The organism is Rhizobium sp. R711 (assembly GCF_002211365.1).
GTDB lineage: Bacteria > Pseudomonadota > Alphaproteobacteria > Rhizobiales > Rhizobiaceae > Rhizobium.
Genome location: NZ_LOKZ01000011.1, coordinates 70,752 through 92,944, shown reverse-complemented (window position 1 = coordinate 92,944; position 22,193 = coordinate 70,752). Strand labels below are relative to the sequence as shown.

Here is a 22,193-nt window from a genome sequence, read left to right as displayed (position 1 = left end):
AGCAGGTGATCCTTCGGAACCAGGCTATCGAGCGTCACCATCTCGAGCGCAGTCTGTTCGGCAGCGGGTTTCTTCAACATAACCCAGTGAATCAAAAACCCCCGGCAAACGCCAGGGGTTTGTCAGCAGTCTGACGGGCGGTTGCCGGCCCTTTTTCTTTTCTGGCTCGTTTGGAATGGGCGGAGCTCACACTTACATAAACCTGTCCTTCCAACCACCGACAGGCTTCGCCATGGTTCCCTTCTCCATTCTCGATCTTTCTCCTGTTCCAGAGGGCGGCACGATCCGCCAGTCGCTCGAGAGTTCGGCGCGCATGGCGCAGAAGGCCGAAGAATTCGGGTACAACCGCTTCTGGCTGGCAGAACATCATGGCATGCCGGGGATTGCCAGCGCAGCGACGGCTGTGGTGATCGGCCATATCGGTGCGGCGACCAAGCGCATTCGTATCGGCTCGGGCGGCATCATGCTGCCGAACCATTCGCCGCTGGTCATTGCCGAACAGTTCGGAACACTGGAAGCATTGTTTCCGGGGCGGGTCGATCTCGGTCTTGGCCGGGCGCCGGGCACCGACATGCGGACGGCACAGGCGCTGCGGCGCAATTTGGATGCCGGGGCACAGAGCTTTCCGAATGACGTGGTTGAATTGCAGCAGCTGCTTGGCGCGCCGGTTGAGAACCAGGCGATCCTCGCGGTTCCCGGCATGAATGCCAACGTGCCGATCTGGTTGCTGGGCTCCAGTCTTTATAGCGCCCAGCTCGCCGCGATGCTGGGGTTGCCCTATGCCTTCGCCTCACACTTCGCGCCGGATTCATTGCTCGATGCCATCGACATCTATCGCAGCCGCTTCAAGCCATCCGCCGTGCTCGACAAGCCCTATGTCATGGTCGGCGTCATGGGGTCCGTCGCCGGGACGGACGAGGAGGCACAGTATCATTTCACCTCTGCCCAGCAGCAATTCGTCAATCTGCGCCGCAATGTGCGCGGTCAGTTTCCTCGGCCGGTCGAGGATATGGAGAGCTTCTGGTCACCGATGGAAAAACTGACGGTGGAGCATACCTTGCGCTATGCCGTCGTCGGTTCACAGAAGACGGCCGAAGCAAAACTCACGGAGTTCCTGGCCGAGACGGAAGCGGACGAGGTCATCATCTCCATGCCGATCCACGATATCGAAGCGAGATTGAAATCGGTCGAGCTTTTTGCGGGGCTTGGGAACTTCCTCCGCGCCGCGGCCTAATGCCGCGAGCCCCGGGGGCATGGGGCCCCATAGCCGTTTGTGCGAATTGACTTAATGCAGCCGAGCCATAGGTTTGCTTGATCACGCATGTCGTTTTGGCGGCGTTGCGCGATACGAGTGTGATGGACGGCGCACGCCGCAAATCGCGCGCGGCCGGTTTCGAGCAACCTTTGGAGGATGAGGCTTGCTATGCACTACCGTGATCTTGCTGTTTTGATTTCACTGATCTGTCTTCCCACCTCGGCTGCTGTTGCCCAAGAGGGCGATGTTGCGGCCGGGGAAACCGTATTCAAGAAGTGTGCCGTCTGTCACATTGCCGATACCGACAAGAACAAGGTCGGACCGTCGCTGAACCACGTGTTCGGCCGAACAGCCGGGACGCATCCGGACTTTGCGTATTCGCCGGCGATGAAGGCGGCGGGCACTGCTGGATTGGTCTGGGACGAAGCGACTTTGCGCGATTATCTTCACGACCCAAAGTTGAAGGTTAAGGGTACGAAGATGGTGTTCGTCGGGCTGAAGGACGACGCCGATATCACCAATTTGATCGCTTATCTCAAGCAATTCTCGAAATGAAATCAGTTTATTAAAGCCTCACTGACCGTCCGGTGAGATCGAGTTCGTGCCATTGCCGTGACGCTTTGTTTGTGAGATAGTCCTAACGTAAGTGCCAACGGATTGCGGGTAATTTCTGCAGCCGTAGAGCGCTTGGGAGGAACGCATGGTTGTCGTGCTGGTTCTCGTTTTGGTCGTTGTCGGCTCGGTGGCATTCCACCTGTTCAGTCCGTGGTGGTGGACGCCGATCGCTTCGAACTGGACCTATATCGACCACACCATCATCATCACGTTTTGGATCACCGGCACTGTCTTCGTCGCGGTGATTTCGTTCCTGGCCTATTGCATTTATCGCTTCCGTCATCGTCCCGGCAGCAGGGCGGCTTATGAGCCGGAGAACAAGCGCCTCGAATGGTGGCTTGCGGGCAGCACCGCCCTCGGTGTGGGTGCGATGCTCGCGCCTGGTCTCGTTGTGTGGCACCAGTTCGTGACGGTTCCGGCAGATGCCGGCGAAATAGAGGTCGTCGGGCAGCAGTGGTTGTGGAATTTCCGGTTGCCGGGCGCCGATGGCAAGCTCGGTAGGGCGGACAATCGCGCGGTGACAGCCGACAATCCACTCGGCGTGATCAGGAACGATCCGGCAGGACTCGACGACATCATCATTTCAGGCGGTGAACTGCATTTGCCGGTCGGCAAGCCGGTCCGTGTTCACCTGCGCTCGGTCGATGTGCTGCATGATTTCTACGTTCCGGAGTTCCGGGCGAAGATGGACATGATCCCCGGTTCGGTCACCTATTTCTGGTTCACGCCGACACGCACGGGCACGTTCGAAGTGCTGTGCGCTGAGCTCTGCGGTGTTGGACATCCACAGATGCGAGGAACAGTCGTGGTCGATGAGGCAGACGCCTATCAGGCGTGGCTTTCGCAGCAACAGACGTTCTCGCAGCTGATGGCAGCAGTTGAACCGGCCAAGTAGGCCGGCGTTACGGCCGGGGGAGCGGCCGTAATGGGAGGAGGAAGGAAGGCATGCGATGGTTGATATTCCAACCAGTGCCGGCGACGTTATCCCGCCTGCCGAAGTGGCGGATGTCGAACTCTATCATCCCAAGAGCTGGTGGACGAAATACGTCTTCAGCCAGGATGCCAAGATCATTGCCATCCAATATTCCATGACGGCGTTCGCGATCGGCTTCGTGGCACTGGTCCTGTCGTGGCTGATACGCCTGCAGCTTGGCTTCCCCGGCTATTTTTCCTTTATCGACGCCGATCACTACTATCAGTTCATCACCATGCACGGGATGATCATGGTGATCTATCTGCTGACCGCGCTCTTCCTCGGCGGCTTCGGCAATTACCTCATTCCGCTGATGGTCGGCGCGCGCGACATGGTGTTCCCCTACGCGAACATGCTGAGCTACTGGCTCTATTTGCTCGCCGTCATCGTGCTTATCTCGGGTTTTTTTGCGCCAGGCGGACCGACGGGCGCCGGCTGGACGCTCTATCCGCCGCAGGCATTGACATCAGGCACGCCGGGCGGGCGCGACTGGGGCATCATCCTGATGTTGTCTTCGCTGATCATCTTCATCATCGGCTTCACAATGGGTGGATTGAACTATGTCGTCACCGTCTTGCAGGGACGGGCACGGGGCATGACGCTGATGCGGATGCCGTTGACCGTCTGGGGCATTTTCACCGCTACCGTCATGGCATTGCTTGCTTTCCCGGCACTCTTCGTCGCAGCCGTCATGCTGTTGTTCGACAGGCTGCTCGGCACCAGCTTCTTCATGCCTGCGATTGTCGAAATGGGGGAACAGCTGAAATCCGATGGCGGTAGCCCGATCTTGTTTCAGCATCTCTTCTGGTTCTTCGGCCATCCGGAAGTCTACATCGTCGCGCTTCCGGCATTCGGCATCGTCTCCGATCTCATCAGCACCCATGCACGCAAGAATATCTTCGGCTACCGCATGATGGTCTGGGCGATCGTGATCATCGGGGCGCTGAGCTTCGTCGTTTGGGCACACCACATGTATGTCAGCGGCATGAACCCGAACTTCGGGTTCTTCTTCGCCACGACAACATTGATCATCGCCGTGCCGACGGCGATCAAGGTCTATAATTGGGTATTGACGCTGTGGCGGGGTGATATCCACCTGACCTTGCCGATGCTGTTTGCCATCGGCTTCATCGTGACCTTCGTCAATGGTGGGCTGACCGGGCTCTTCCTCGGCAATGTCGTGGTGGATGTGCCGCTGTCCGATACGATGTTCGTGGTTGCACACTTCCACATGGTCATGGGTGTCGCGCCCATTATGGTGGTCTTCGGCGCAATTTATCACTGGTACCCGAAGGTTACCGGGCGGATGCTCGACGAGGTTCTCGGACGGATCCATTTCTGGATTACGTTTGTCGGCGCCTACGCGATCTTCTTCCCCATGCACTACGTGGGACTGGTTGGCGTGCCGCGCCGCTACTTCGAGCTTGGCGACACGGTTTTCATTCCGCCGTCGGTGCATACTCTGAACATGTTCATTTCGGTGGCAGCGCTTGTCGTCGGCGCGGCGCAACTGGTGTTCCTGTTCAATGTCGTCTGGAGCCTATTCCATGGTCGCCTGGCCGGCGGCAATCCGTGGCGGGCGACGACCCTCGAATGGCAGACGCCTCAGACGCCGCCTCCCCATGGCAATTGGGGCAAGGACCTCCCCGTCGTCTATCGCTGGGCCTATGACTACAGCGTACCTGGCGCTCCCGAAGACTTCATACCCCAGAACCAACCGTCAATGGCCGGATTGTCGAGGGCGCCGGCATGAGTGTGGTTCTCGTCTTTCTCGCGGGAATAGCTGCGATCGTCATCTGGTGGATGTCCGGGCAAAGGCTGATGTCGAAGCCGTGGATGGAGGTCGGCACCCTTGATGACATCGAGGGGCAGGCGAAACCGCCGATCCCCACTGCCAAGATCGGCCTCGGCATTTTCCTCGCGGTGGTTGGCGCGCTCTTTTCGCTGTTGGCCAGCGCGTATCTGTCGCGGATGGGAGGCGCCGATTGGTGGGCGATCCCCATTCCCCGCCTTCTTTGGGCGAACACGGCGGTCCTGATTGCCAGCTGTGCGGCGCTTCAGTGGTCTGTGGTTCAAGCGCGGCGCGGTGCGGATGATGGTGTGCGACTGGGGCTCGACGCGGCACTAGCGACCGCGGTGCTGTTTCTTTCGGGGCAGATCGTCGCCTGGCTGCAGCTCGTTGCAGCCGGGTATGTGCTCGCCGATAACCCGGCAAACAGCTTCTTTTACATGCTGACCGGACTGCATGGCCTCCACATTCTCGGCGGGCTTGTGGTGCTGACGCGAACCCGGGTGAGATTGCTCGCGGGCGGCTCTGTTCCGTCCGCCAGGCTGCGCCTCGGCATCGAACTCTGCGCCACCTACTGGCACTTCATGCTCGTCGTCTGGCTGCTACTCTTCGCGCTCTTCGCCGGCTGGGCAAACGACTTCGTCGACCTCTGCCGTCAACTCGTTTCTTAAGGTGTGGACGATGGCTGAATTGACCCGAATGGAAACTGACGACGTAACCATGGGGCCGCCCGCCGGTCTGCGTGGAGTGGCGGTCGACTTTGCCTCGGACCAGCGGGCGTTCAAGAATGTCTCCTGGGGCAAGGCCATGATGTGGATCTTCCTCCTTAGCGACACCTTCATCTTCGGCTGCTTCCTGCTGGCCTACATGACAGCCCGTATGTCGACGCCGGTTCCATGGCCCAATCCGAGCGAGGTCTTTGCGCTCAATATCGGCGGACAGAAGATCCCGCTGATCCTGATCGCGATCATGACCTTCATTCTGATCAGCAGCAGCGGCACGATGGCCATGGCCGTTAACTTTGGTTATCGCCGCGAGCGCGGCAAGACGGCTGCCTTGATGCTTCTCACCGCCGCGCTCGGTGCCACCTTCGTCGGGATGCAGGCGTTCGAGTGGACGAAGCTCATCACCGAAGGCGTGCGTCCCTGGGGAAATCCGTGGGGTGCGGCGCAGTTCGGATCATCCTTCTTCATGATCACCGGTTTTCACGGGACGCACGTAACCTTTGGCGTGATCTTCCTTTTGATTACGGCGCGCAAGGTATGGCGCGGGGACTTCGATACCGGTCGGCGCGGCTTCTTCACGAGCCGCAAGGGCAACTATGAGATCGTCGAGATCATGGGCCTCTATTGGCACTTCGTCGACCTCGTCTGGGTTTTCATCTTCGCCTTCTTCTATCTGTGGTGAGGTCGCAATATGGCACAGGCACAAGCGCATTCCGGCCAACAGCATCCGATCCGGCTCTATCTCGTCGTTTGGGGATTACTGTTCGTCCTCAGCACCTTCTCCTATCTCGTCGATTATCTCGGCATTCAGGGCTACCTGCGCTGGACGCTCATCATTGTCTTCATGATGCTAAAAGCCGGGCTGATCGTTGCGATCTTCATGCATATGGCGTGGGAGCGGCTGGCGCTCGTCTACGCGATATTGCTCCCGCCGCTGCTCGTTCTCGTTTTCGTGGCGATGATGGCATCCGAGTCGCACTACACGATCTTCACCCGACTTGCCTTCCTCGGTGGGGCCGGTTCCTGACATGGCCTCCTGCTTTGCCTAGGGGAGCAGGAGGTATTCTGCCTGCTCCCTTTGATCATCAGTTACCTGCCTTCCACGCCATCTTTACAGCGATCGCCTTGGCGAGATCGTCGCGCTCCTCGCAGCCGTTCGGGCAAAGCGTCGTCAGCCGTGCGAGCTGCTCGTTTGCCTTGGCCATATCGCCGGTCTCGACGTAAAGCTCGCCCAGATATTCCCGGGCCGCCTTGTGATCGGGCTCGAGCTCCAGCGCCTTCGTGTAATAGGTCAGCGAGGTCCTGTAGTCGCCGGTCTTGCGCAGAGTAAAGCCAAGCAGATTATAGACGTCTGCCTGCTGCGTATTCTCCGCAAGGCCGCGAAGCTCGTCTCGCGCCCCCTGATAGTCTCCCGCAGCGATCTTGGCGCGCGCCTGCGTCAAATCTGGCGCATTGGTGGATTCGATATTGTCGATGGCGAAGGCCGGAGCGGCGGTCAGTGCAGAGATCGCGGAACCAGCGGCGGAGAGTGCGTACAAGCCCATGACGCCGAGAACGGCGAAGTTGGCGATATGTCTTTTCATGGCGATAGCCTCCTTTAGCCTCTCAGGCCTGGATGGTGGGCGTGAAGCCGTAAGCGTTGCCGTCCTTGACGAAGGTGCCGGAGCCCGGAAATGGAAAGTGCGAGCCGCAGATCGCGATCCTGTCTGTAATGACACGGTCGATGAGCTTGCGGCGTGTGTCGATCGCCATCGGCCCGTCCTGGTCGTAGGCCCCCTGCCATTCCGGGTGCGGGGCGAGCAGGGCGGGCACATACATGATGTCGGCGGACACCATCAGCTGTTCGTTTCCGCCGTCCACTAGATAGGCGGAGTGACCGGGCGTATGTCCCGGCGCCGACAAGATGCGGATGCCGGGCGCTACCTCGGCGCCGTCCTCGACGAGTTTCCAGTTCTGCCATTTCGGGAACACGTTAGCGATGCGCTGTCCGGCGGCCTTCCTGCTTTCGGCAAGCTTTTCGACGCGGCCTGGTTCCGTCCACCAGTTATACTCCGTTGCGTTGACGATCAGTTCGGCATCGGTAAAGACGGCCGCATTGGTGCCTTTCTCCATCAGGCCCCAGACGTGGTCGGGATGGAAGTGCGAGATCATGATCGTGTTGATCTTCCTGTAGTCGATGCCTGCCGCCGCCATGTTGGCGGGTAGGTGCGTGGCATTCGCCTGCCACTGGCCGACACCCGAGCCGGCATCCATCATGATCAGCCGGTCGCCCATTCTGAGGACGACAACGGTGAGCGGGATCGGCATGAACGCGGTTGGCAGGCCGGCCTTGGCGAGAGCCTCCTTAGTGTCTTCGATGGAGGCATTCTTGATAAAGGCCGGGTCGTGCGGCTTTCGCCAGATGCCGTCATAGATGGCGGTGACCTCGACCGATCCGACCCCATATCTGTAAAAACCGACGGTCGGCTCGTCGGCCGTTTCGGCAAAGGCCGGCCAAACGAATTGGAGTTTCGAAGCAAGGCCGAAAGCCGCGCCCGTGGTGGCGGTGCCAAGGACGGTACGGCGTGTCATGGTGAACATCGCAAGTCTCCTCTTGTCGCGTTGTGTGCGCTGGCGGCGGCAGGGCAATGGGTGCGGCCGCTATCAGACAAGATCGGAGGCCGCCCGCGGTTATTCCCGGTATACGGAGAGATCGCCATAAGTCGCTGAAACGGATGGGAGATTTTTTGGATACACGCTTTCCGTGGACGTTGCCTGCAAAAAAAAAACGGCGGCGCGACGGAATAAAATGACGACCGGAGCGATCTATCTTGAGGCAAGCGAGCGGTCCGATGCGGTCGGCCGAACACCGAGGAAGACGATGACAGAGGCTGAGATCGCGGATTTCCGTTCATTCGAGAGCCGGCGCCCTGCATGGGGCGGTGGTTGGGTGATTGCCCGTGCCGCGCGAATGGTGCCTTTTCTGAAAGCCCTGTCCGCCATGATTGGTATGTCGTTGGAGATGACGCGGCCGCTGCTGGATGCGGCGGCGGCGCGCACGCCTGCCGATACAATGCAGCGCTTTCAGAAAACCATCCTCCCGCAGCTTGACGACGCCTATAATTTTGCTCGTTTCCTCAGCCGCGATGCCGATGCCGCGGGCGATATCGTCCAGGAAGCTTTCCTGCGCGCCTATCGGAACTTCAAGGGCTATCGTGGTGGTGATCCGCGCGCCTGGATATTTTCGATCGTCAGGAACTGCTACCGCGCCTGGCTGCTCGACGACCGCCAGAAGGCCCGTTTCGAGGTGCCGATGGCCGAGGACGCCTGGGCCGGCGAAGCGGATTCCGCGACTTGCCAGATTGCATCCGACGATGACACGCCGGAAACGTCCGTCATCCGTAAGAGCGAGTCGGAACGCGTCCGGCAGGTCATCAGCGATCTTTCCGATCCGATGCGGGAGGTGTTGGTGCTGCGGGAGCTCGAAGGCCTTCCCTACCGGCAGATCGCCGAAGTCATCGACGCGCCGATCGGCACCGTCATGTCCAGGCTTGCGCGGGCGCGGGAGGAGTTCGGCAAGGCCTGGATGACCATGGAGAAGGGCGGGGTGGCGCGCCATGAGCGATGAAAGCCAAAAAGGCTGCCCCGAGTGGAGCGACATGCTGCATGGTTTCGTCGATGGCGAGCTCGATTCGATCCATTCGGCGCAATTCGAGGCGCATCTTGCCGGCTGCGCCTCATGCAGCGCCGCGCTGGAAAGGGTGACCGCGATGCGGGAGGTCATCGGCGAAGGCGGGGTCAAATGGCGGATGCCGGAAGAGGCGCGTTCGCGAGTTCTGGACAGCCTGTCACTGGAGAATGCCGCGAACTCGGAGAAGTTGGTTGCGGCTGAAGACGGCATCTGGGCGCAGATTTTCCCATTCATCCGGCAATGGAGCCTTGTGCCGTCGCTTGCCGCGCTGGCAGCAAGCGTCTTCCTTTTCGTCAATCTGCCGCGTGGGGTAGATATCGAAGATCAGATCGTTGCCAGCCATGTCCACTCATTGCTTGCCGATCATCTGGCTGATGTGCAGACCTCGGATCGGCACACGGTCAAGCCCTGGTTCAACGGCAAGGTCGACTTCTCGCCGCCGGTCGTCGATCTGGCGGCGCAAGGATTCCCCCTGATCGGGGGCAGGGTCGATTACATCGGCGGAAGGGTCGTCGTGGCGCTTATCTACCGGCTCCGCGGCCACGTGATCAATCTGTTCATATGGCCGGGTGCGTCGACGGCACAGGGCAGCGCGGAACGCGAGGGATACAATATCAGCGAATGGTCGAATGGCGGACTGGTCTTCTGGGCGATATCCGATGCCAGTGCCGAAGATCTTGCCGTATTCCGCAAGAATTTCACCGCGCGAGCCGGCTTGGCGCCCGAAAAGGAGCGTCCCTGAAACGAAAGCGCCGGCAGGAGCGATCCGGCCGACGCCTAACACGATACTTCCTTTGCAGGCATCAGGCCGAAAGCTTGGCCAGAACCTCTTCGTCCACTTCGAAATTGGAATAGACGTTCTGGACGTCGTCATCGTCTTCCAGACTGTCGATGAGCTTCATCAGCGACAGCGCCTTCTCCTCGTCGACCGGCACGTTGTTCTGTGCACGCCAGACGGCCTTGACGGTCTCGGCTTCGCCTAGCGAGCCTTCGAGGGCTTTGGCGACTTCACCGAGAGATTCGAAGGCGGTCGTGATGTAGTGGCCTTCTTCATCGGTTTCGACGTCGTCGGCGCCGGCCTCGATCGCAGCTTCCATCACCTTGTCTGCATCGCCGGCGGCAACCTTGTAGGTGATTTCGCCGACGTGATCGAAGGAGAAGGAAACCGAGCCGGTTTCGCCGAGTGCGCCGCCTGCCTTCGTAAAGATCGAACGGACGTTCGACGCGGTACGGTTGCGGTTGTCGGTCAGGGCTTCGACGATGATCGCCGTGCCGCCCGGGCCGTAACCTTCGTAGCGGACCTCATCGTAATTCTCGCTGTCGGCGCCGGCTGCCTTCTTGATGGCGCGGTCGATGTTGTCCTTCGGCATGGACTGTGCCTTGGCGTTCTGGATCGCCAGGCGCAGGCGGGCGTTCATCGAAGGATCGGGCAGACCCGCCTTGGCGGCAACGGTGATTTCGCGCGCGAGTTTGGAGAACATTTTCGACCGCACGGCATCCTGACGGCCCTTGCGATGCATGATGTTTTTAAACTGTGAATGGCCAGCCATGGCACCCCTGTTCACGTCTTATTGTCGGAATGGGCCGCCTTATAAGAGTGAAATCGGCCGCATTCAAGGGAAAACGGCTTCGTTCCGCCTCTTGCTCATGTATCCGGAAGTGCGGAACAAAGCCTGAAAGTTGACGTTTCAAACTACGAACCCTCGAAACGGAAGGAAGTGCCATGGCTAGTTTCAACGAGGCGCGGGAACATCCGGCACGCCAACTCTGGGATCAGGTGAACGACATTCAGGCCGGTATGTTGGGGATAGACGGCGTGGATATGCATATGCAGCCGATGGCCCCACATCCCGACCCGAAGACCAACACGATCTGGTTCTACACGAAGTCCGATGCAGGGATTGCGCGTGCGATCAAGCCGGGCACGCGGGCGCATTTCTGCGTCGTTGGCAAGGAGCACGACTATCACGCCTGCCTTGCCGGTAAGATCGAAGTGCGTCCCGACTCATCCAAGATCGATGAGTATTGGAACTCCATTGTCGCCGCTTGGTACGAAGATGGCAAAAAGGACCCGAAGCTGACGATGCTTGCAATGCATGTCGACGACGCCGAGATCTGGGTTTCGACGAGCAACAAGCTCAAGTTCGGCTGGGAGATTGCCAAAGCCAATCTCGACGATGACAAGATTCCCGATGTCGGCATCAGGCAGCACCTGCAGTTCGCTTGAGAATAGCTGACCCGGCACGCTCCGGGTTTTTACCGCATTCCCTTCGCGACATAGATCAACGGCTTTTTCGGCAAGGTGCGCAGTGATACCGAAATCGTGTTCGTCGGCGCGTAGCTGATATCGAAATCAGGTCCGAACATCGACAGGAAGCTTTGCAGCGGCCGCGGCTGATGCATCGGGAGGATCAGCGAGGCACGCAGCCGCTTGATGACGCGGCTCATGCTGTCGGAGCCCATCGTCAGGCCACCATCCACCGGAACCATCACGACATCCAGCCTGCCGATCTCGGTGTAGTGGGCGTCCGTCAATTCGTAATGCAGATGGCCGAGGTGACCGATGCAGAGACCGGCCACCTCGAAAATGAAGATCGAGTTCCCATCCCGCTGCGGCGCGCCGAAGCCGCCCCTGATATCCGTGGTGACATTGCGGATGTAGGTATCGCCAACGACGAGATCGATCTTGGCCTTCTCGCCCGGTACGTCGCTCCATCCATGCAGCACATATTTGATGGCCGGGTCGGTCACCAAACTATAGTGCGATGAGTGAGCGCGGTTCATGGTCACGACCATTGGCACCTGTGGCGGCGAGTACCAGCCGCTGTAGTCGGTTGCGATCGTTACGCCGCCCGGCGTCTCAATGAGGAAGGTGGAATGTCCGATGTAGGTCAGCGTGACCGACTGGTCGGTGACGCCGGCGCCAATGATCGGCGCTGGACCTGTGAAACTGGCAAAGGTTGCTTGCGGGATCGATTGGGCGATGGCCTGGCACTGGCTGACGTTTTTTCGCTCCTCCTGGGCGACAGCCGCCTCCGCGGCGACCAAGACTATCAGGCAGGCGATTGCGAAGACAAGAAAACGCGGCTTCATGCCACTTCCTCCAGCGCTCTCACGGGTAAGCTCGGGAGGATGGGGCAAGGCGCCACAGCGGTCCAGTTGAAATCCGGAGCCGCTGCTCACTTTTGCGTCATGCCGGGGAAGTGCCTGAACTAGCGCCAGAACTCCGGGATGGTTTCGGCAAGCCGGGGACCGAGGCGCAGCGGAGCGATCTTTTCAGCGAGCCCGGTCGCATCGGATATCTCGACGCCTACGCCACAGATTGTGGCGGGACCGGTCGCCGCCTCCATACGACCTTTCGGCATCTTGGAGATGAAGCGGTTCAGCGGCTCTTCCTTGTCCATGCCGAGCGAGGAGTCGTAGTCGCCGCACATGCCGGCGTCCGACATGTAGGCGGTGCCGCCGTTCAGGATCTGATGATCAGCCGTCGGGACATGGGTATGTGTGCCGACGACGAAGCTGGCGCGGCCGTCGACGAAATGGCCGAAACACTGTTTCTCGCTGGTCGCTTCGGCATGGAAGTCGAAGATGATCGCATCCGCCTGTTCCTTGAGCGGGCAGGCATCGAGGATCGCTTCGGCGGATTTGAACGGGTCGTCGAGTTCGGGATGCATGAAGACGCGGCCCATGACATTTGCGACCAGCACGCGCGCACCGTTACGGGCATAGAAAAGCCCCGAGCCGCGGCCCGGTGTGCCCTGCGGGTAGTTGGCCGGTCGCAGGAACTGGTCGTGACGTCCAGCGAACGCGACCGCTTCCTTCTGATCCCAGACGTGATTGCCCGTCGTGACGACATCGGCACCGGCGTTGATCGTTTCGAGGAAGATATCCTCGGTGATGCCGAAACCGCCGGCGGCGTTCTCGCCGTTGACCACGACGAAATCGAGCTTCAGGTCAGAAATAAGGCCGGGGAGGCGGTTCCAGACGGCAGTGCGTCCGGTCTTACCCACCATGTCGCCCAGAAAAAGCAGTCGCATTGCTATCCAATCCAAGAGGCAAAAAAGCGCAGCCCGCTTTCCGTCAGAAGGGCGTCCAGGCTGACATCGTGCGGCTCGTCGGGCACATGTGCCACTTCCTGGCAGTCGAATGCAATGCCGATCAGCTTGGGATGCAGGCCTTTTTGCCGCAAACGCTCGATGGCGCGGTCGTAATAGCCGGCGCCATAACCGATGCGGTGGCCGCGATTGTCAAAAGCGGAGAGGGGCACCAGCATGATTTCGGGATTGAGTACGGCGGCGTCCGCCGGCGGACCCGACGTGCCGAAGCCTGTGCTGACCAACGGCACGCCGCGCACGAGCTCGCGAAAGGCGATCGTCTGCTTGTCGAGGATGGCGGGCACGCAAAGCCGCGCTCCACGAGCCTGGAACCGCGCCATAAGCGGCCGGATGTCGGCCTCGGAGCGGATCGGCAGGAACCCGGACACGATTGTACCAGGTTCGAATGCGACCGCCTCGCCCGCATGCTCGGCCATGGCCAGGCTCATCTCGATGCGAGTGTCTTCCGGGATCGCGTCGCGCAGTGCGAGCCGGCCGGTACGCATTTCGGCTTTCAGTTCTTTCGGGGTCATGCGGTCCATCACGTTGTTTTCAGCAGACGATAATGGTCTGGCCGATCATTTCAACGGAACAATGCGACCTTTGACCGCCTGCCTGAGCCGATCAGGTCAAATCGTGATGCTGGTTGGTCTGGCCAAGGCGTTGGACTGTGCCTCAAACGAATAGGCGTTCGCGCCGGAGGTCTGTTGACCGGTTCTTCCGCGCAAGTCGCGCATGGCCTTGTCCATGAGCTGCCGGACCTCCCGCAGCATGGCCTTGAACTCTTCCATCGTCTTGCGATCTTCGGTGGAGATACCTGCTGATGCCTGCTTTCCGTCTTCGACGATGCTCTGGTAGGCATTGCGTGCCGCGGTTGTGCCGTCCGGCTCGTCGGCTTGAGCCGCGCTCGCGTCAGAGCTATACGAAGACGTCGTTGCGTTTGTGGCCGATGCGTCGGTTGTGGCGTCTGCCGTCGCCGCTCCGGTATCGGTGGCTGTGGCGGCTGCATTGGCGGTGGATACCGCGCTTGTCGCGCTGGCAGCAACAGCCGATGCAAATTCCGCTGCGGCGGCGCTGATCTTGTGGGCAAGTTCGGCCGCCAATCGGGCGACGACCTCTGGCGGGTAGCCGCCGCTCTTCAGCATTTCGAGTTGCTGCTTGGCTTCCTCAAGCTTTCGTGCCGCGCGGGCCTTGGTGGCTTCGGCAGAGGTCGCCATGCTCTCTCGCAAGCTTTCCTGCGCCTTTGCTGCATTCTGCAATATCTTCAATCGCGCGTTGGTGCCGTCGGCCGTGGTACTGAGATTGTCGGTCGAGTAGCTGTTGCGTAGGATGTTGAGCGCTGATGCGGAACCGACCTGCATACTATCCTCCGGATTGCACTATCCGCGGCAGTCTGCAACTTCAGGCTTGCGTGGGCCTGTGCGTTATCCGCTCCACCTATGTGCCCGTAGCAAGCGTACGGATCGTTTCATTGAACAACGGCATGCCGCCTGGCGACCAGCCGAGAGCGCGGATTTTCGCCGTGTCCATCGGCGTCAGCTGTGATTTGTCGGCAGGAAGCGGCAGCCTGTTCAGGCAATCGCGCTCCCAGCGAATGTGTTCGAGAATGTCCCAGGTATCGAGCGTGACATCGGAGACGTTGAAGGTCTCGCCGGAGATGCGTGCGGCGTCTGCCTCAAGCATCAGCCGCACGGCTTTGCCGACGTCTCTTCCGTGGACTTCGGTTCCGGCACGCGAAGGCAAGGGACGGCCGGCGAGGTAATCCTCGATCAACTTATCCCATTTGTTCGGCCGAAGGTCGCCATAGACGCCGGTCAATCGCAGGCTGGCCGTTGCGAAGCCGGGCGCCGCAAGGTGTGCGAGACTGCGCTCGGCATCAAGCTTGACCTGGCCGTAAAGGGTCTCGGGCTTGTCTTGCATACCTTCTTTCAGCGTGGTTCCGGGTGCGTGTTCGCCGTAGGCGGCGCGGCTGGAAATGAAGACGCAGCGGCGCGTGCCGGCGCGTTTCGCGGCTTCGAAAAGCCGGACGCTGCCGTCGAGATTGAAGCGCCTGAACGTCTCCGGGTCGTCGCCCTCGCCGCCGCGGTATTTACCGGGCAGGTGGTGGAAGGCGGCGTGCACGAAGAAATAGGCATCGTCGAAGGCCTCGCGATGATCGTGTGCCGGATCGAGCGAGAGCGCGGCGAACTCCACCGGACGTGAAAAGAATCGAGGCAATGGCGCGTGGCGGCCGCCGATGATCACGGTATGGCCGGCGGCAAGCAGTTCTTCGACGATATAGCGCCCGACGAGACCTGTTCCGCCTGATACCAGTACCTTCATGCTGTCTCTTCAGGGTTTGCCATGGTCGATAGATCCGGCAGGTCAGCGCCGGCATAGAATGCATGCCACAGGTCGATCAGCGGTCGCAGTTTATCGGCCTTCGGATGATTCGTCTCCCATGGCTTCTCGTACTGGTAGTGCAGGACGGAAATGCTCTGCCAGTCCCAAAGCCGCGGCATGGTGAACCATACATACTGGAGCATATTGAAATAGACCGGCAGGCCGTGCCAATCCGGGAAAAATTCCTGCAGGAAGGTCTGGTCCGTCCGCTTCCAGAACACACCCGGCTGATCCAGCCGTTCGAGCATGCGTTGGAATGTCTTCTCGGACGGTTGAGCGACGAAGACGCCGGAGTTCAGCCGGTGAAAATCCGCAAGGGATTCATAGACGTTCGGGGCGGCGGAAAACTCGGGATAGCGGAAGAGCTTGTCGATGTTTCGCAGCACGAGCGCGTCGGCGTCGATGAAGACGCAGCTGGTATATTCGGTCAACTGCCAGAGGCGCAGCTTGCAGAAATTGTCAAGCGGCGAGTGAAATGCCGGCTTGCGTCCCTTCGTGAAGGGGGCGGCGGCGTGCAGACTGGATCGAGCATGACGTTCATTGAACTCGGCTGACAGCGGCAGATGCTCGACCGGCACCAGGCGACAACCGTATTGCAGGAGCGGGGCAAGGCTGGCGTCGTCAACACCCTCCGTGTGGAGGACGACGATATCAGCCGAAGTGCCGGTTCGGCGCAACGATGCTGTGAGCGCCTTGGCGCCCATGGCGTAATCGTCGTTGGTGACGAGAGTGATGTAGGCTTGTCGAGGCTCACTCATGAAACGGACTTCAGCCTCTTGCCTTCCGGATCATGATTGATCGTGACGGCAATGTCTTTCGTCCAGGCGGACACGGCGGGCACGCGCGACCGATCGACGCGATAGGCAAATTTCTTGGCGACGTCGACGATTTCACTGAGAAGCCCCGTCTGCAGGGTGATCGGATCGAGGCCGAGATTGCGGAATTTCTCGTTTTTGACGATCAGCTCGTTCTCCGGCGCTTCCTTGCGCGGGTTCGGCAGCCAGGCGATTTCAGCACCGCTCATCTTGGCGATCATTTCCGCCAGATCGCGCACCCGATGCGTTTCCGTCATCTGGTTGAAGATTTCGACACGGGCGCCGCGGGCAGGCGGGTTGTTCAAGGCAAGCTCGATGCAGCGCACGGAGTCCTGGATGTGGATGAAGGCGCGGGTCTGGCCGCCGGTGCCATGGACGGTCAACGGATATCCGATCGCCGCCTGGATGAGGAAGCGGTTCAGCACGGTGCCGTAGTCGCCGTCGTAATCGAAGCGATTGACGAGTTGCGGGTGCCGGCGGGTCTGCTCGGTATGCGTCCCCCAAACGATCCCCTGGTGTAGGTCGGTTATGCGAAGGCGGTCGTTCTTGGCGTAGAAATGGAAGAGCAACTGATCCAGGCATTTGGTCATGTGATAGATCGAGCCGGGATTGGAAGGGTAGAGGATTTCCTGGCTGATGGTCTCGCCGTCCGCCGTCTCTATGCCAACCGGCAGATATCCCTCGGGGATCGCCGCTCCGACCGTCGAATAGCCGTAGACGCCCATCGTCCCGAGGTGGATCAGATGCGCGTCGAGCTGGAGTTCAACGAGCGCATTCAGGAGGTTATGAGTGGCATTGACGTTGTTGTTGACGGTGTAGTTCTTGTGGCGGTCGCTCTTCATCGAGTAGGGGGCGGCACGCTGCTCGGCGAAATGAATGACGGCGTCCGGACGGTTCTCGGCGAGCCACTTCTTGAGGAGCTCGTAATCCTTGGCGAGGTCGATCAGGTTGAAATGGATGCGTCGACCAGTTTCCGCGTGCCAGATGCGCGTGCGCTCCTGGATCGAGTCCATCGGCGTCAGCGACTGGACCCCGAGTTCGGTGTCGATCCACCGTCGCGAGAGGTTGTCGAGAATATGGATCTCGTGCCCCGCGTCGGAGAGATGCAATGATGTCGGCCAACCGATGAATCCGTCTCCGCCCATCACTGCAATCTTCATCGCGTCGTCTCCTGCTTGATTGTTTCTGTCAAAAATTACTTAGGAAGCGTGACAATTGTTCAATGCTTGCAAGGCGGAAAGTCTTCCGCCAAAGAGGGCGCGTGACTTTGGAGAAAATTATGGCGGACAACGGTTTTTCGATTTCGGGTGAACTCACGGAAACGGGTCACCGGCTCCTGCAACGAGTTTATTACGAGGACACCGATTTTTCCGGCCTCGTCTACCACGCCCGCTATCTGCACTTCCTCGAGCGCGGTCGCACCGACTATTTGCGGTGCCTCGGCGTCGAGCAGCGAGAGCTTATCAATGCGGACGAGGAGGGACTTGTCTTCGTCGTCCACCGCATGGAGATCGACTTCAAGCAGCCTGCGCGGATGGATGACATCCTGACCGTGCTGACGCACACCGAAAAAGCAGGTGGCGCCAAGATGGTCCTCAATCAGGAGATCCGGCGCGGCGAAACGCTGCTGATCGCCGCCAAGGTGATCATCGCCGTCATCAATGCTAATGCCAGGCCGCGACGCCTGCCGGAAACGCTTGCCGAGAAATTTCTCGAAGGCAGCAAGCCGCTCCGCGGGCCCTGAGCCCTTGCCGCCACCCTTTGTGTGCGGCGATTCGCCTGGGTTGATCGCGAACGCTGAAAAGACGCGGGATTCCGGCCTTGCATAAACATGAGTTTTGTGTGAAGGAATTCGCGCGCTGGAAGATAAGCGCTGTTGTGATCATCGACCTAGATCTGACCAAGTAATCCAAGGGATAAATCTTTCGCCGATAGTTTCGCTGTCATGATCCGGCGCTAACGAACTGTTAACCATAATAGTGTCTTACTCGGATTGTCAGAGTTTGTGCGGTGCACGCCTTCCTTTGACCAAATTTGACGGCAAGGAAGGCGGATAAGAGCTTGGAAGCTTGACCAGGGCTTTGGGCGGCGGCCGCCAGACACTTCTTGCGAGATCACTTTGTGCCGCCCGGTCAAGTGCCGGGCGTTTGGATTCGGGGATTTTGGATCAATGGAACAAGTAGGATTGGCAGCAGCAACGGCCGACGTCAGCCTCTGGTCGCTGTTTATGCAGGCAGGTCTCGTCGTCAAGCTGGTCATGCTCGGGCTCATCGCAGCCTCGGTCTGGACCTGGGCGATCGTCATCGACAAGTACCTGGCGTATGGTCGCGCACGGCGCCAGTTCGAGAAGTTCGAGCAGGTATTCTGGTCGGGCCAGTCGCTGGAAGAGCTTTATCGCACGCTGTCGGAGCGCAACAATACCGGCCTTGCCGCGATCTTCGTTGCGGCGATGCGCGAATGGAAGAAGTCGTTCGAGCGCGGTGCGCGCTCCCCGATCGGTCTGCAGATGCGTATCGACCGCGCCATGGACGTTACGCTGGCGCGTGAATCCGAATTCCTCTCAGCCCGCCTCGGCTCGCTGGCAACGATCGGTTCCGCCGGGCCGTTCATTGGCCTCTTCGGTACGGTCGTCGGTATCATGACTTCATTCCAGGCGATCGCCGGCTCGAAGTCGACGAACCTCGCGGTGGTTGCTCCCGGTATCGCGGAAGCGCTGCTTGCAACCGCAATCGGCCTTGTTGCCGCTATCCCGGCCGTTATCGCCTACAACAAGTTCACTGCCGATGCCGGCAAGCTTTCTGGTCGCATGGAAGGTTTTGCGGATGAATTCTCCGCCATCCTTTCGCGCCAGATCGACGAGAAACTGCAGCCGCGCCAGGCCGCGCAGTAATCGACGGGAACGGAGTCAACGATATGGGTATGGGTGCTCCAAGCGGTGGCGGTAGTGGCGGTGGCCGCGGTGGTCGTCGTCGTGGTGGCCACAGAGGTGGCGCGATCTCCGAAATCAACGTAACGCCGCTCGTCGACGTCATGCTCGTGCTTTTGATCATCTTCATGGTCGCAGCACCGATGATGACGGTCGGCGTGCCGGTCGACCTGCCGGAAACACAGGCCAAGGCGCTGAATTCCGAAACGCAGCCGATCACGATCTCGGTCAAGAACGACGGCCAGGTGTTCCTGCAGGAAACACCGATCCCGGTCGATGAAATCGCCGCGAAGCTCGAGGCGATCGCAACGACCGGCTACAATGAACGCATCTTCGTTCGCGGCGACGCGACCGCGCCTTACGGCGTGATCGCCGACGTCATGGCCCGCATCCAGGGTGCCGGCTACAAGAACATCGGTCTCGTGACGCAGCAGAAGAAGGACCAATAGCGAACGCTATGAAGGCCAGTATCGTCACATCTGCGGCTCTGCACTGTGCACTGCTTGCCTGGGCGCTGATTTCGATCGGCTCCCCGGAGCAGTTCAAGGTCGAGGATTTCGAGGCGATGCCCGTTGACCTCGTGCCTGTCGAAGAAATGACGCAGATGCAGCAGGGCGACAAGACGGCCAAGCCGAGCGAAAAGCCAGCTCCAAGGCCAACAACAAGGCCGACCGAAGTCGAAAACGCCGAGAACATGGGCGATAACAAGGTCGACCTCAAGACGCCGCCTGTTCCGAACGCCAAGCCCAGCAACAACGAGAGCGCTGCTGCCCCGAAGGCTGCCGAAAAGCCTCTTCCGCAGAATGATCCGGTGCCGAACGAGGTGAAGGAGATTGTGAAGGAGGAGACGGATGTCGAGCCGAAGCAGGTCGCTTCCATCACACCGCCAAAGCCCGAGATCACACCGCCGACCCCAACTCCGCCGAAGCCCGAGGAAACGCCCCAGGAACAGCCCGAGCCACCGAAGCCGGACGCCGAAGCGCTGCCGGACAAGGTCCCGACTCCTGTCGTGAAGCCGCAGCCGAAGCCGCCGGAACAGAAGCCGGCCGAAAAGCCCCCGGAAAAAAAGACCGAGGATCAGGCGAACGCAGACGAAAAGCCGACGGACAAGAAGAAGGCTGACAAGAAGCAGGAGAAGGCGAAATCCGCTTCTTCGAAACAGAGCGACTTCAACGCCGACGATATTGCCGCTTTGTTGAACAAGCAGGATCCGTCGTCCGGTGGCGCCAAGCGCTCGACGGAAGTTGCCTCGCTCGGATCGAAAAAGGCGTCCAATGGCTCCAAGCTCTCGATGAGCGAGATGGATGCGCTTAAGAGCGCCATTGCCGGCAATTGGTCTGTCATCCCTGGGATGGAAGGCGCCGCTGACGTGCGCATCAAGGTCAGCATGAAATTGGACCGGGATGGCAACATCATCGGCGAGCCGGAGGTCGAAGCCACCGGCGGCACCAACGATTCGACTCGCCAGGCTCTCAAGGGCGGGGCCTATCGCGCCATCATGAAGTCGGCCCCATTCTCGAACCTGCCGAAAGATAAATACGACGCCTGGAATGAGGTCGTCGTCAACTTCGATCCTAGCGATCTAGCCCTTTAAAATGCTGAAAGGCTTGCCCCTCATGACCAAGTGTTCCCTCATTCGCGCCTTGATGGTCGCCGTTGGCATGATAACCACTGCGGTTGTCGCCACGCCGGCCAACGCGCTTGTCGAAATCAACATCAACAAGGGCAATGTCGAGCCACTTCCGATCGCGATCACCGACTTCCTGCAGGGCGACATGGGCGCGCAGGTGTCACAGGTGGTCGCCGCCGACCTTCAGCGCTCCGGTCTTTTCAAGCCGATCGACAAGAACGCCTTCATCGAGAAGATCTCGAACCCGGATGCCGCTCCGCGCTTCGAGGACTGGAAGGTCATCAATGCGCAAGCACTCGTCACCGGTCGCGTGACGCAGGAAAGCGACGGGCGCCTTCGCGCCGAGTTCCGGCTGTGGGACACGTTTGCTGGCACGCAGATGACCGGGCAGCAGTTCTACACCCAGCCGGAGAACTGGCGCCGTGTTGCCCACATCATCGCCGATGCGATCTACAAGCAGATCACCGGCGAGGAAGGCTACTTCGATACCCGTGTCGTGTTCGTCTCGGAGTCCGGCACCAAGCAGGAGCGCAAGCGCCAGCTCGCCATCATGGATCAGGACGGCTACAACGTCCGCATGTTGACGAACGGCAGCGACCTCGTTCTGACACCGCGCTTTTCGCCGAACCGTCAGGAAGTCACCTATATGTCCTTCGCCAACCAGCAGCCGCGGGTTTACCTGCTGCAGCTTGAGACGGGACAGCGCGAGGTGGTCGGCAACTTCCCCGGCATGACCTTCTCGCCACGCTTTTCGCCCGACGGTCAGAAGGTCGTCATGAGCCTTCAACAGGAAGGCAACGCGAACATCTACACGATGGACCTGCGTTCGCGCACCACGACGCGCCTGACGTCCACTGCTGCGATCGATACTTCGCCGTCCTATTCGCCCGATGGCAACCGGATCGTCTTCGAAAGCGACCGCGGTGGTCACCAGCAGATTTATGTCATGAACGCTGACGGCTCCGGCCAGACGCGCATCTCCTTCGGTGACGGCAACTACTCCACGCCGGTCTGGTCTCCCCGCGGCGATCTGATCGCCTTCACCAAGCAGTCTGGTGGCAAGTTCTCGATCGGCGTGATGAAGCCGGACGGTTCGGGCGAGCGTATCCTGACGACGGGCTTCCACAATGAGGGCCCGACCTGGGCACCGAATGGCCGCGTCATTATGTTCTTCCGCCAGGCGGCAGGTGCCGGTGGTCCGCAGCTCTATTCGATCGATCTGACGGGCTACAACGAGCAGCTCATCAAGACTCCGACCTTCGCTTCGGACCCGGCCTGGTCTCCACTTCTCGAGTAGGAAAGCCTGTGGATGTGCCTTT

At 59.9% G+C, this 22,193-nt stretch carries 25 protein-coding genes; 15 read left to right on the top strand and 10 right to left on the bottom strand.

Features of this window, described 5'->3' with window-relative positions:
• Window positions 1–232 precede the first annotated feature (232 nt).
• The 7 genes from ATY80_RS13440 to ATY80_RS13410 all read left to right on the top strand — a co-directional run bounded on the left by ATY80_RS13440 (window position 233) and on the right by ATY80_RS13410 (window position 6,384).
• On the top strand, window positions 233–1,234 hold the full coding sequence (locus tag ATY80_RS13440; RefSeq protein WP_088692907.1) for an LLM class flavin-dependent oxidoreductase: 1,002 nt from the start codon (window positions 233–235) through the stop codon (window positions 1,232–1,234).
• A 189-nt stretch (window positions 1,235–1,423) separates the two neighbouring features.
• Complete coding sequence (locus ATY80_RS13435) at window positions 1,424–1,810, top strand: cytochrome c family protein (protein WP_088692899.1); 387 nt, start codon at window positions 1,424–1,426, stop codon at window positions 1,808–1,810.
• 145 nt (window positions 1,811–1,955) lie between these two features.
• Window positions 1,956–2,765 carry a cytochrome c oxidase subunit II gene (locus ATY80_RS13430; RefSeq protein WP_088692898.1) on the top strand — a complete coding sequence of 270 codons (810 nt, stop codon included), beginning with the start codon at window positions 1,956–1,958 and terminating at the stop codon, window positions 2,763–2,765.
• 55 nt (window positions 2,766–2,820) lie between these two features.
• Window positions 2,821–4,596, top strand: a complete 1,776-nt coding sequence (ctaD, locus tag ATY80_RS13425) for a cytochrome c oxidase subunit I (RefSeq protein ID WP_088692897.1) — start codon at window positions 2,821–2,823, stop codon at window positions 4,594–4,596.
• A complete protein-coding gene (locus ATY80_RS13420) occupies window positions 4,593–5,303 on the top strand; it encodes a cytochrome c oxidase subunit 3 (RefSeq protein ID WP_088692896.1) in 711 nt (236 codons plus the stop codon). The genes ctaD and ATY80_RS13420 overlap by 4 nt, the downstream gene beginning before the upstream one ends.
• A 10-nt stretch (window positions 5,304–5,313) precedes the next feature.
• On the top strand, window positions 5,314–6,039 hold the full coding sequence (locus tag ATY80_RS13415) for a heme-copper oxidase subunit III family protein (protein ID WP_088692895.1): 726 nt from the start codon (window positions 5,314–5,316) through the stop codon (window positions 6,037–6,039).
• Between the two features lie 9 nt (window positions 6,040–6,048).
• Entirely contained in the window at window positions 6,049–6,384 is a 336-nt protein-coding gene (locus ATY80_RS13410; protein WP_024315402.1) for a cytochrome C oxidase subunit IV family protein, read from the top strand.
• Window positions 6,385–6,442: 58 nt separating this feature from the next.
• Here ATY80_RS13410 and ATY80_RS13405 read toward each other — a convergent pair whose 3' ends face one another.
• Window positions 6,443–6,940 carry a tetratricopeptide repeat protein gene (locus tag ATY80_RS13405; RefSeq protein WP_088692894.1) on the bottom strand — a complete coding sequence of 166 codons (498 nt, stop codon included), beginning with the start codon at window positions 6,938–6,940 and terminating at the stop codon, window positions 6,443–6,445.
• Window positions 6,941–6,962: 22 nt separating this feature from the next.
• The gene (locus ATY80_RS13400) at window positions 6,963–7,937 is read right to left on the bottom strand and encodes an MBL fold metallo-hydrolase (RefSeq protein WP_088692893.1); all 975 of its coding nucleotides are present in this window, start codon (window positions 7,935–7,937) and stop codon (window positions 6,963–6,965) included.
• Between the two features lie 208 nt (window positions 7,938–8,145).
• Between ATY80_RS13400 and ATY80_RS13395 the strand changes: the two genes are divergently transcribed.
• On the top strand, window positions 8,146–8,964 hold the full coding sequence (locus tag ATY80_RS13395; RefSeq protein ID WP_088692892.1) for a sigma-70 family RNA polymerase sigma factor: 819 nt from the start codon (window positions 8,146–8,148) through the stop codon (window positions 8,962–8,964).
• Window positions 8,954–9,769, top strand: a complete 816-nt coding sequence (locus ATY80_RS13390; protein WP_088692891.1) for an anti-sigma factor — start codon at window positions 8,954–8,956, stop codon at window positions 9,767–9,769. Before ATY80_RS13395 ends, ATY80_RS13390 begins: the two co-directional genes overlap by 11 nt.
• 61 nt (window positions 9,770–9,830) lie before the next feature.
• On the opposite strand, the gene ATY80_RS13385 is transcribed toward ATY80_RS13390, so the two are convergent.
• Window positions 9,831–10,577: a YebC/PmpR family DNA-binding transcriptional regulator gene (locus ATY80_RS13385; RefSeq protein WP_088692890.1), complete on the bottom strand. Its 747-nt coding sequence runs from the start codon at window positions 10,575–10,577 to the stop codon at window positions 9,831–9,833.
• Window positions 10,578–10,750: 173 nt separating this feature from the next.
• Between ATY80_RS13385 and ATY80_RS13380 the strand changes: the two genes are divergently transcribed.
• Complete coding sequence (locus tag ATY80_RS13380) at window positions 10,751–11,254, top strand: pyridoxamine 5'-phosphate oxidase family protein (RefSeq protein ID WP_088692889.1); 504 nt, start codon at window positions 10,751–10,753, stop codon at window positions 11,252–11,254.
• A gap of 29 nt (window positions 11,255–11,283) precedes the next feature.
• Here ATY80_RS13380 and ATY80_RS13375 read toward each other — a convergent pair whose 3' ends face one another.
• From ATY80_RS13375 to ATY80_RS13345, 7 genes are all read right to left on the bottom strand, one after another.
• Entirely contained in the window at window positions 11,284–12,120 is an 837-nt protein-coding gene (locus ATY80_RS13375) for an MBL fold metallo-hydrolase (protein WP_088692888.1), read from the bottom strand.
• A gap of 119 nt (window positions 12,121–12,239) precedes the next feature.
• Window positions 12,240–13,064, bottom strand: coding sequence for a TIGR00282 family metallophosphoesterase (locus ATY80_RS13370; protein ID WP_016557201.1), 825 nt, complete (start codon window positions 13,062–13,064; stop codon window positions 12,240–12,242).
• A gap of 2 nt (window positions 13,065–13,066) precedes the next feature.
• The gene (locus tag ATY80_RS13365) at window positions 13,067–13,654 is read right to left on the bottom strand and encodes a 5-formyltetrahydrofolate cyclo-ligase (RefSeq protein WP_189637148.1); all 588 of its coding nucleotides are present in this window, start codon (window positions 13,652–13,654) and stop codon (window positions 13,067–13,069) included.
• Window positions 13,655–13,750: 96 nt separating this feature from the next.
• A complete protein-coding gene (locus ATY80_RS13360; RefSeq protein WP_088692886.1) occupies window positions 13,751–14,482 on the bottom strand; it encodes a hypothetical protein in 732 nt (243 codons plus the stop codon).
• 76 nt (window positions 14,483–14,558) lie between these two features.
• Window positions 14,559–15,443 carry an NAD(P)-dependent oxidoreductase gene (locus ATY80_RS13355; protein WP_088692885.1) on the bottom strand — a complete coding sequence of 295 codons (885 nt, stop codon included), beginning with the start codon at window positions 15,441–15,443 and terminating at the stop codon, window positions 14,559–14,561.
• Entirely contained in the window at window positions 15,440–16,261 is an 822-nt protein-coding gene (locus tag ATY80_RS13350; protein ID WP_088692884.1) for a glycosyltransferase, read from the bottom strand. The genes ATY80_RS13355 and ATY80_RS13350 overlap by 4 nt, the downstream gene beginning before the upstream one ends.
• The gene (locus ATY80_RS13345; RefSeq protein WP_088692883.1) at window positions 16,258–17,478 is read right to left on the bottom strand and encodes an NAD-dependent epimerase/dehydratase family protein; all 1,221 of its coding nucleotides are present in this window, start codon (window positions 17,476–17,478) and stop codon (window positions 16,258–16,260) included. Before ATY80_RS13345 ends, ATY80_RS13350 begins: the two co-directional genes overlap by 4 nt.
• 119 nt (window positions 17,479–17,597) lie before the next feature.
• On the opposite strand from ATY80_RS13345, the gene ybgC reads away from it, so the two are divergent.
• The 5 genes from ybgC to tolB all read left to right on the top strand — a co-directional run bounded on the left by ybgC (window position 17,598) and on the right by tolB (window position 22,171).
• Window positions 17,598–18,062, top strand: a complete 465-nt coding sequence (gene ybgC / locus ATY80_RS13340; RefSeq protein ID WP_016557207.1) for a tol-pal system-associated acyl-CoA thioesterase — start codon at window positions 17,598–17,600, stop codon at window positions 18,060–18,062.
• A gap of 426 nt (window positions 18,063–18,488) precedes the next feature.
• Window positions 18,489–19,208, top strand: a complete 720-nt coding sequence (gene tolQ, locus ATY80_RS13335) for a protein TolQ (RefSeq protein ID WP_016557208.1) — start codon at window positions 18,489–18,491, stop codon at window positions 19,206–19,208.
• 29 nt (window positions 19,209–19,237) lie between these two features.
• Window positions 19,238–19,693, top strand: a complete 456-nt coding sequence (gene tolR / locus ATY80_RS13330) for a protein TolR (RefSeq protein WP_028749423.1) — start codon at window positions 19,238–19,240, stop codon at window positions 19,691–19,693.
• Window positions 19,694–19,701: 8 nt separating this feature from the next.
• Entirely contained in the window at window positions 19,702–20,838 is a 1,137-nt protein-coding gene (locus tag ATY80_RS13325; protein WP_088692882.1) for a hypothetical protein, read from the top strand.
• Between the two features lie 22 nt (window positions 20,839–20,860).
• A complete protein-coding gene (gene tolB, locus ATY80_RS13320; RefSeq protein ID WP_088692881.1) occupies window positions 20,861–22,171 on the top strand; it encodes a Tol-Pal system beta propeller repeat protein TolB in 1,311 nt (436 codons plus the stop codon).
• Window positions 22,172–22,193 lie beyond the last annotated feature (22 nt).

What these genes read in the sequence shown, in the direction of transcription:
- ATY80_RS13440 (WP_088692907.1), top strand. Translation starts at nt 233, where the DNA reads ATGGTTCCCTTCTCCATTCTCGATCTTTCTCCTGTTCCAGAGGGCGGC.
- ATY80_RS13435 (WP_088692899.1), top strand. Translation starts at nt 1,424, where the DNA reads ATGCACTACCGTGATCTTGCTGTTTTGATTTCACTGATCTGTCTTCCC.
- ATY80_RS13430 (WP_088692898.1), top strand. Translation starts at nt 1,956, where the DNA reads ATGGTTGTCGTGCTGGTTCTCGTTTTGGTCGTTGTCGGCTCGGTGGCA.
- ctaD (WP_088692897.1), top strand. Translation starts at nt 2,821, where the DNA reads ATGGTTGATATTCCAACCAGTGCCGGCGACGTTATCCCGCCTGCCGAA.
- ATY80_RS13420 (WP_088692896.1), top strand. Translation starts at nt 4,593, where the DNA reads ATGAGTGTGGTTCTCGTCTTTCTCGCGGGAATAGCTGCGATCGTCATC.
- ATY80_RS13415 (WP_088692895.1), top strand. Translation starts at nt 5,314, where the DNA reads ATGGCTGAATTGACCCGAATGGAAACTGACGACGTAACCATGGGGCCG.
- ATY80_RS13410 (WP_024315402.1), top strand. Translation starts at nt 6,049, where the DNA reads ATGGCACAGGCACAAGCGCATTCCGGCCAACAGCATCCGATCCGGCTC.
- ATY80_RS13405 (WP_088692894.1), bottom strand. Translation starts at nt 6,940, where the DNA reads ATGAAAAGACATATCGCCAACTTCGCCGTTCTCGGCGTCATGGGCTTG.
- ATY80_RS13400 (WP_088692893.1), bottom strand. Translation starts at nt 7,937, where the DNA reads ATGTTCACCATGACACGCCGTACCGTCCTTGGCACCGCCACCACGGGC.
- ATY80_RS13395 (WP_088692892.1), top strand. Translation starts at nt 8,146, where the DNA reads ATGACGACCGGAGCGATCTATCTTGAGGCAAGCGAGCGGTCCGATGCG.
- ATY80_RS13390 (WP_088692891.1), top strand. Translation starts at nt 8,954, where the DNA reads ATGAGCGATGAAAGCCAAAAAGGCTGCCCCGAGTGGAGCGACATGCTG.
- ATY80_RS13385 (WP_088692890.1), bottom strand. Translation starts at nt 10,577, where the DNA reads ATGGCTGGCCATTCACAGTTTAAAAACATCATGCATCGCAAGGGCCGT.
- ATY80_RS13380 (WP_088692889.1), top strand. Translation starts at nt 10,751, where the DNA reads ATGGCTAGTTTCAACGAGGCGCGGGAACATCCGGCACGCCAACTCTGG.
- ATY80_RS13375 (WP_088692888.1), bottom strand. Translation starts at nt 12,120, where the DNA reads ATGAAGCCGCGTTTTCTTGTCTTCGCAATCGCCTGCCTGATAGTCTTG.
- ATY80_RS13370 (WP_016557201.1), bottom strand. Translation starts at nt 13,064, where the DNA reads ATGCGACTGCTTTTTCTGGGCGACATGGTGGGTAAGACCGGACGCACT.
- ATY80_RS13365 (WP_189637148.1), bottom strand. Translation starts at nt 13,654, where the DNA reads ATGACCCCGAAAGAACTGAAAGCCGAAATGCGTACCGGCCGGCTCGCA.
- ATY80_RS13360 (WP_088692886.1), bottom strand. Translation starts at nt 14,482, where the DNA reads ATGCAGGTCGGTTCCGCATCAGCGCTCAACATCCTACGCAACAGCTAC.
- ATY80_RS13355 (WP_088692885.1), bottom strand. Translation starts at nt 15,443, where the DNA reads ATGAAGGTACTGGTATCAGGCGGAACAGGTCTCGTCGGGCGCTATATC.
- ATY80_RS13350 (WP_088692884.1), bottom strand. Translation starts at nt 16,261, where the DNA reads ATGAGTGAGCCTCGACAAGCCTACATCACTCTCGTCACCAACGACGAT.
- ATY80_RS13345 (WP_088692883.1), bottom strand. Translation starts at nt 17,478, where the DNA reads ATGAAGATTGCAGTGATGGGCGGAGACGGATTCATCGGTTGGCCGACA.
- ybgC (WP_016557207.1), top strand. Translation starts at nt 17,598, where the DNA reads ATGGCGGACAACGGTTTTTCGATTTCGGGTGAACTCACGGAAACGGGT.
- tolQ (WP_016557208.1), top strand. Translation starts at nt 18,489, where the DNA reads ATGGAACAAGTAGGATTGGCAGCAGCAACGGCCGACGTCAGCCTCTGG.
- tolR (WP_028749423.1), top strand. Translation starts at nt 19,238, where the DNA reads ATGGGTGCTCCAAGCGGTGGCGGTAGTGGCGGTGGCCGCGGTGGTCGT.
- ATY80_RS13325 (WP_088692882.1), top strand. Translation starts at nt 19,702, where the DNA reads ATGAAGGCCAGTATCGTCACATCTGCGGCTCTGCACTGTGCACTGCTT.
- tolB (WP_088692881.1), top strand. Translation starts at nt 20,861, where the DNA reads ATGACCAAGTGTTCCCTCATTCGCGCCTTGATGGTCGCCGTTGGCATG.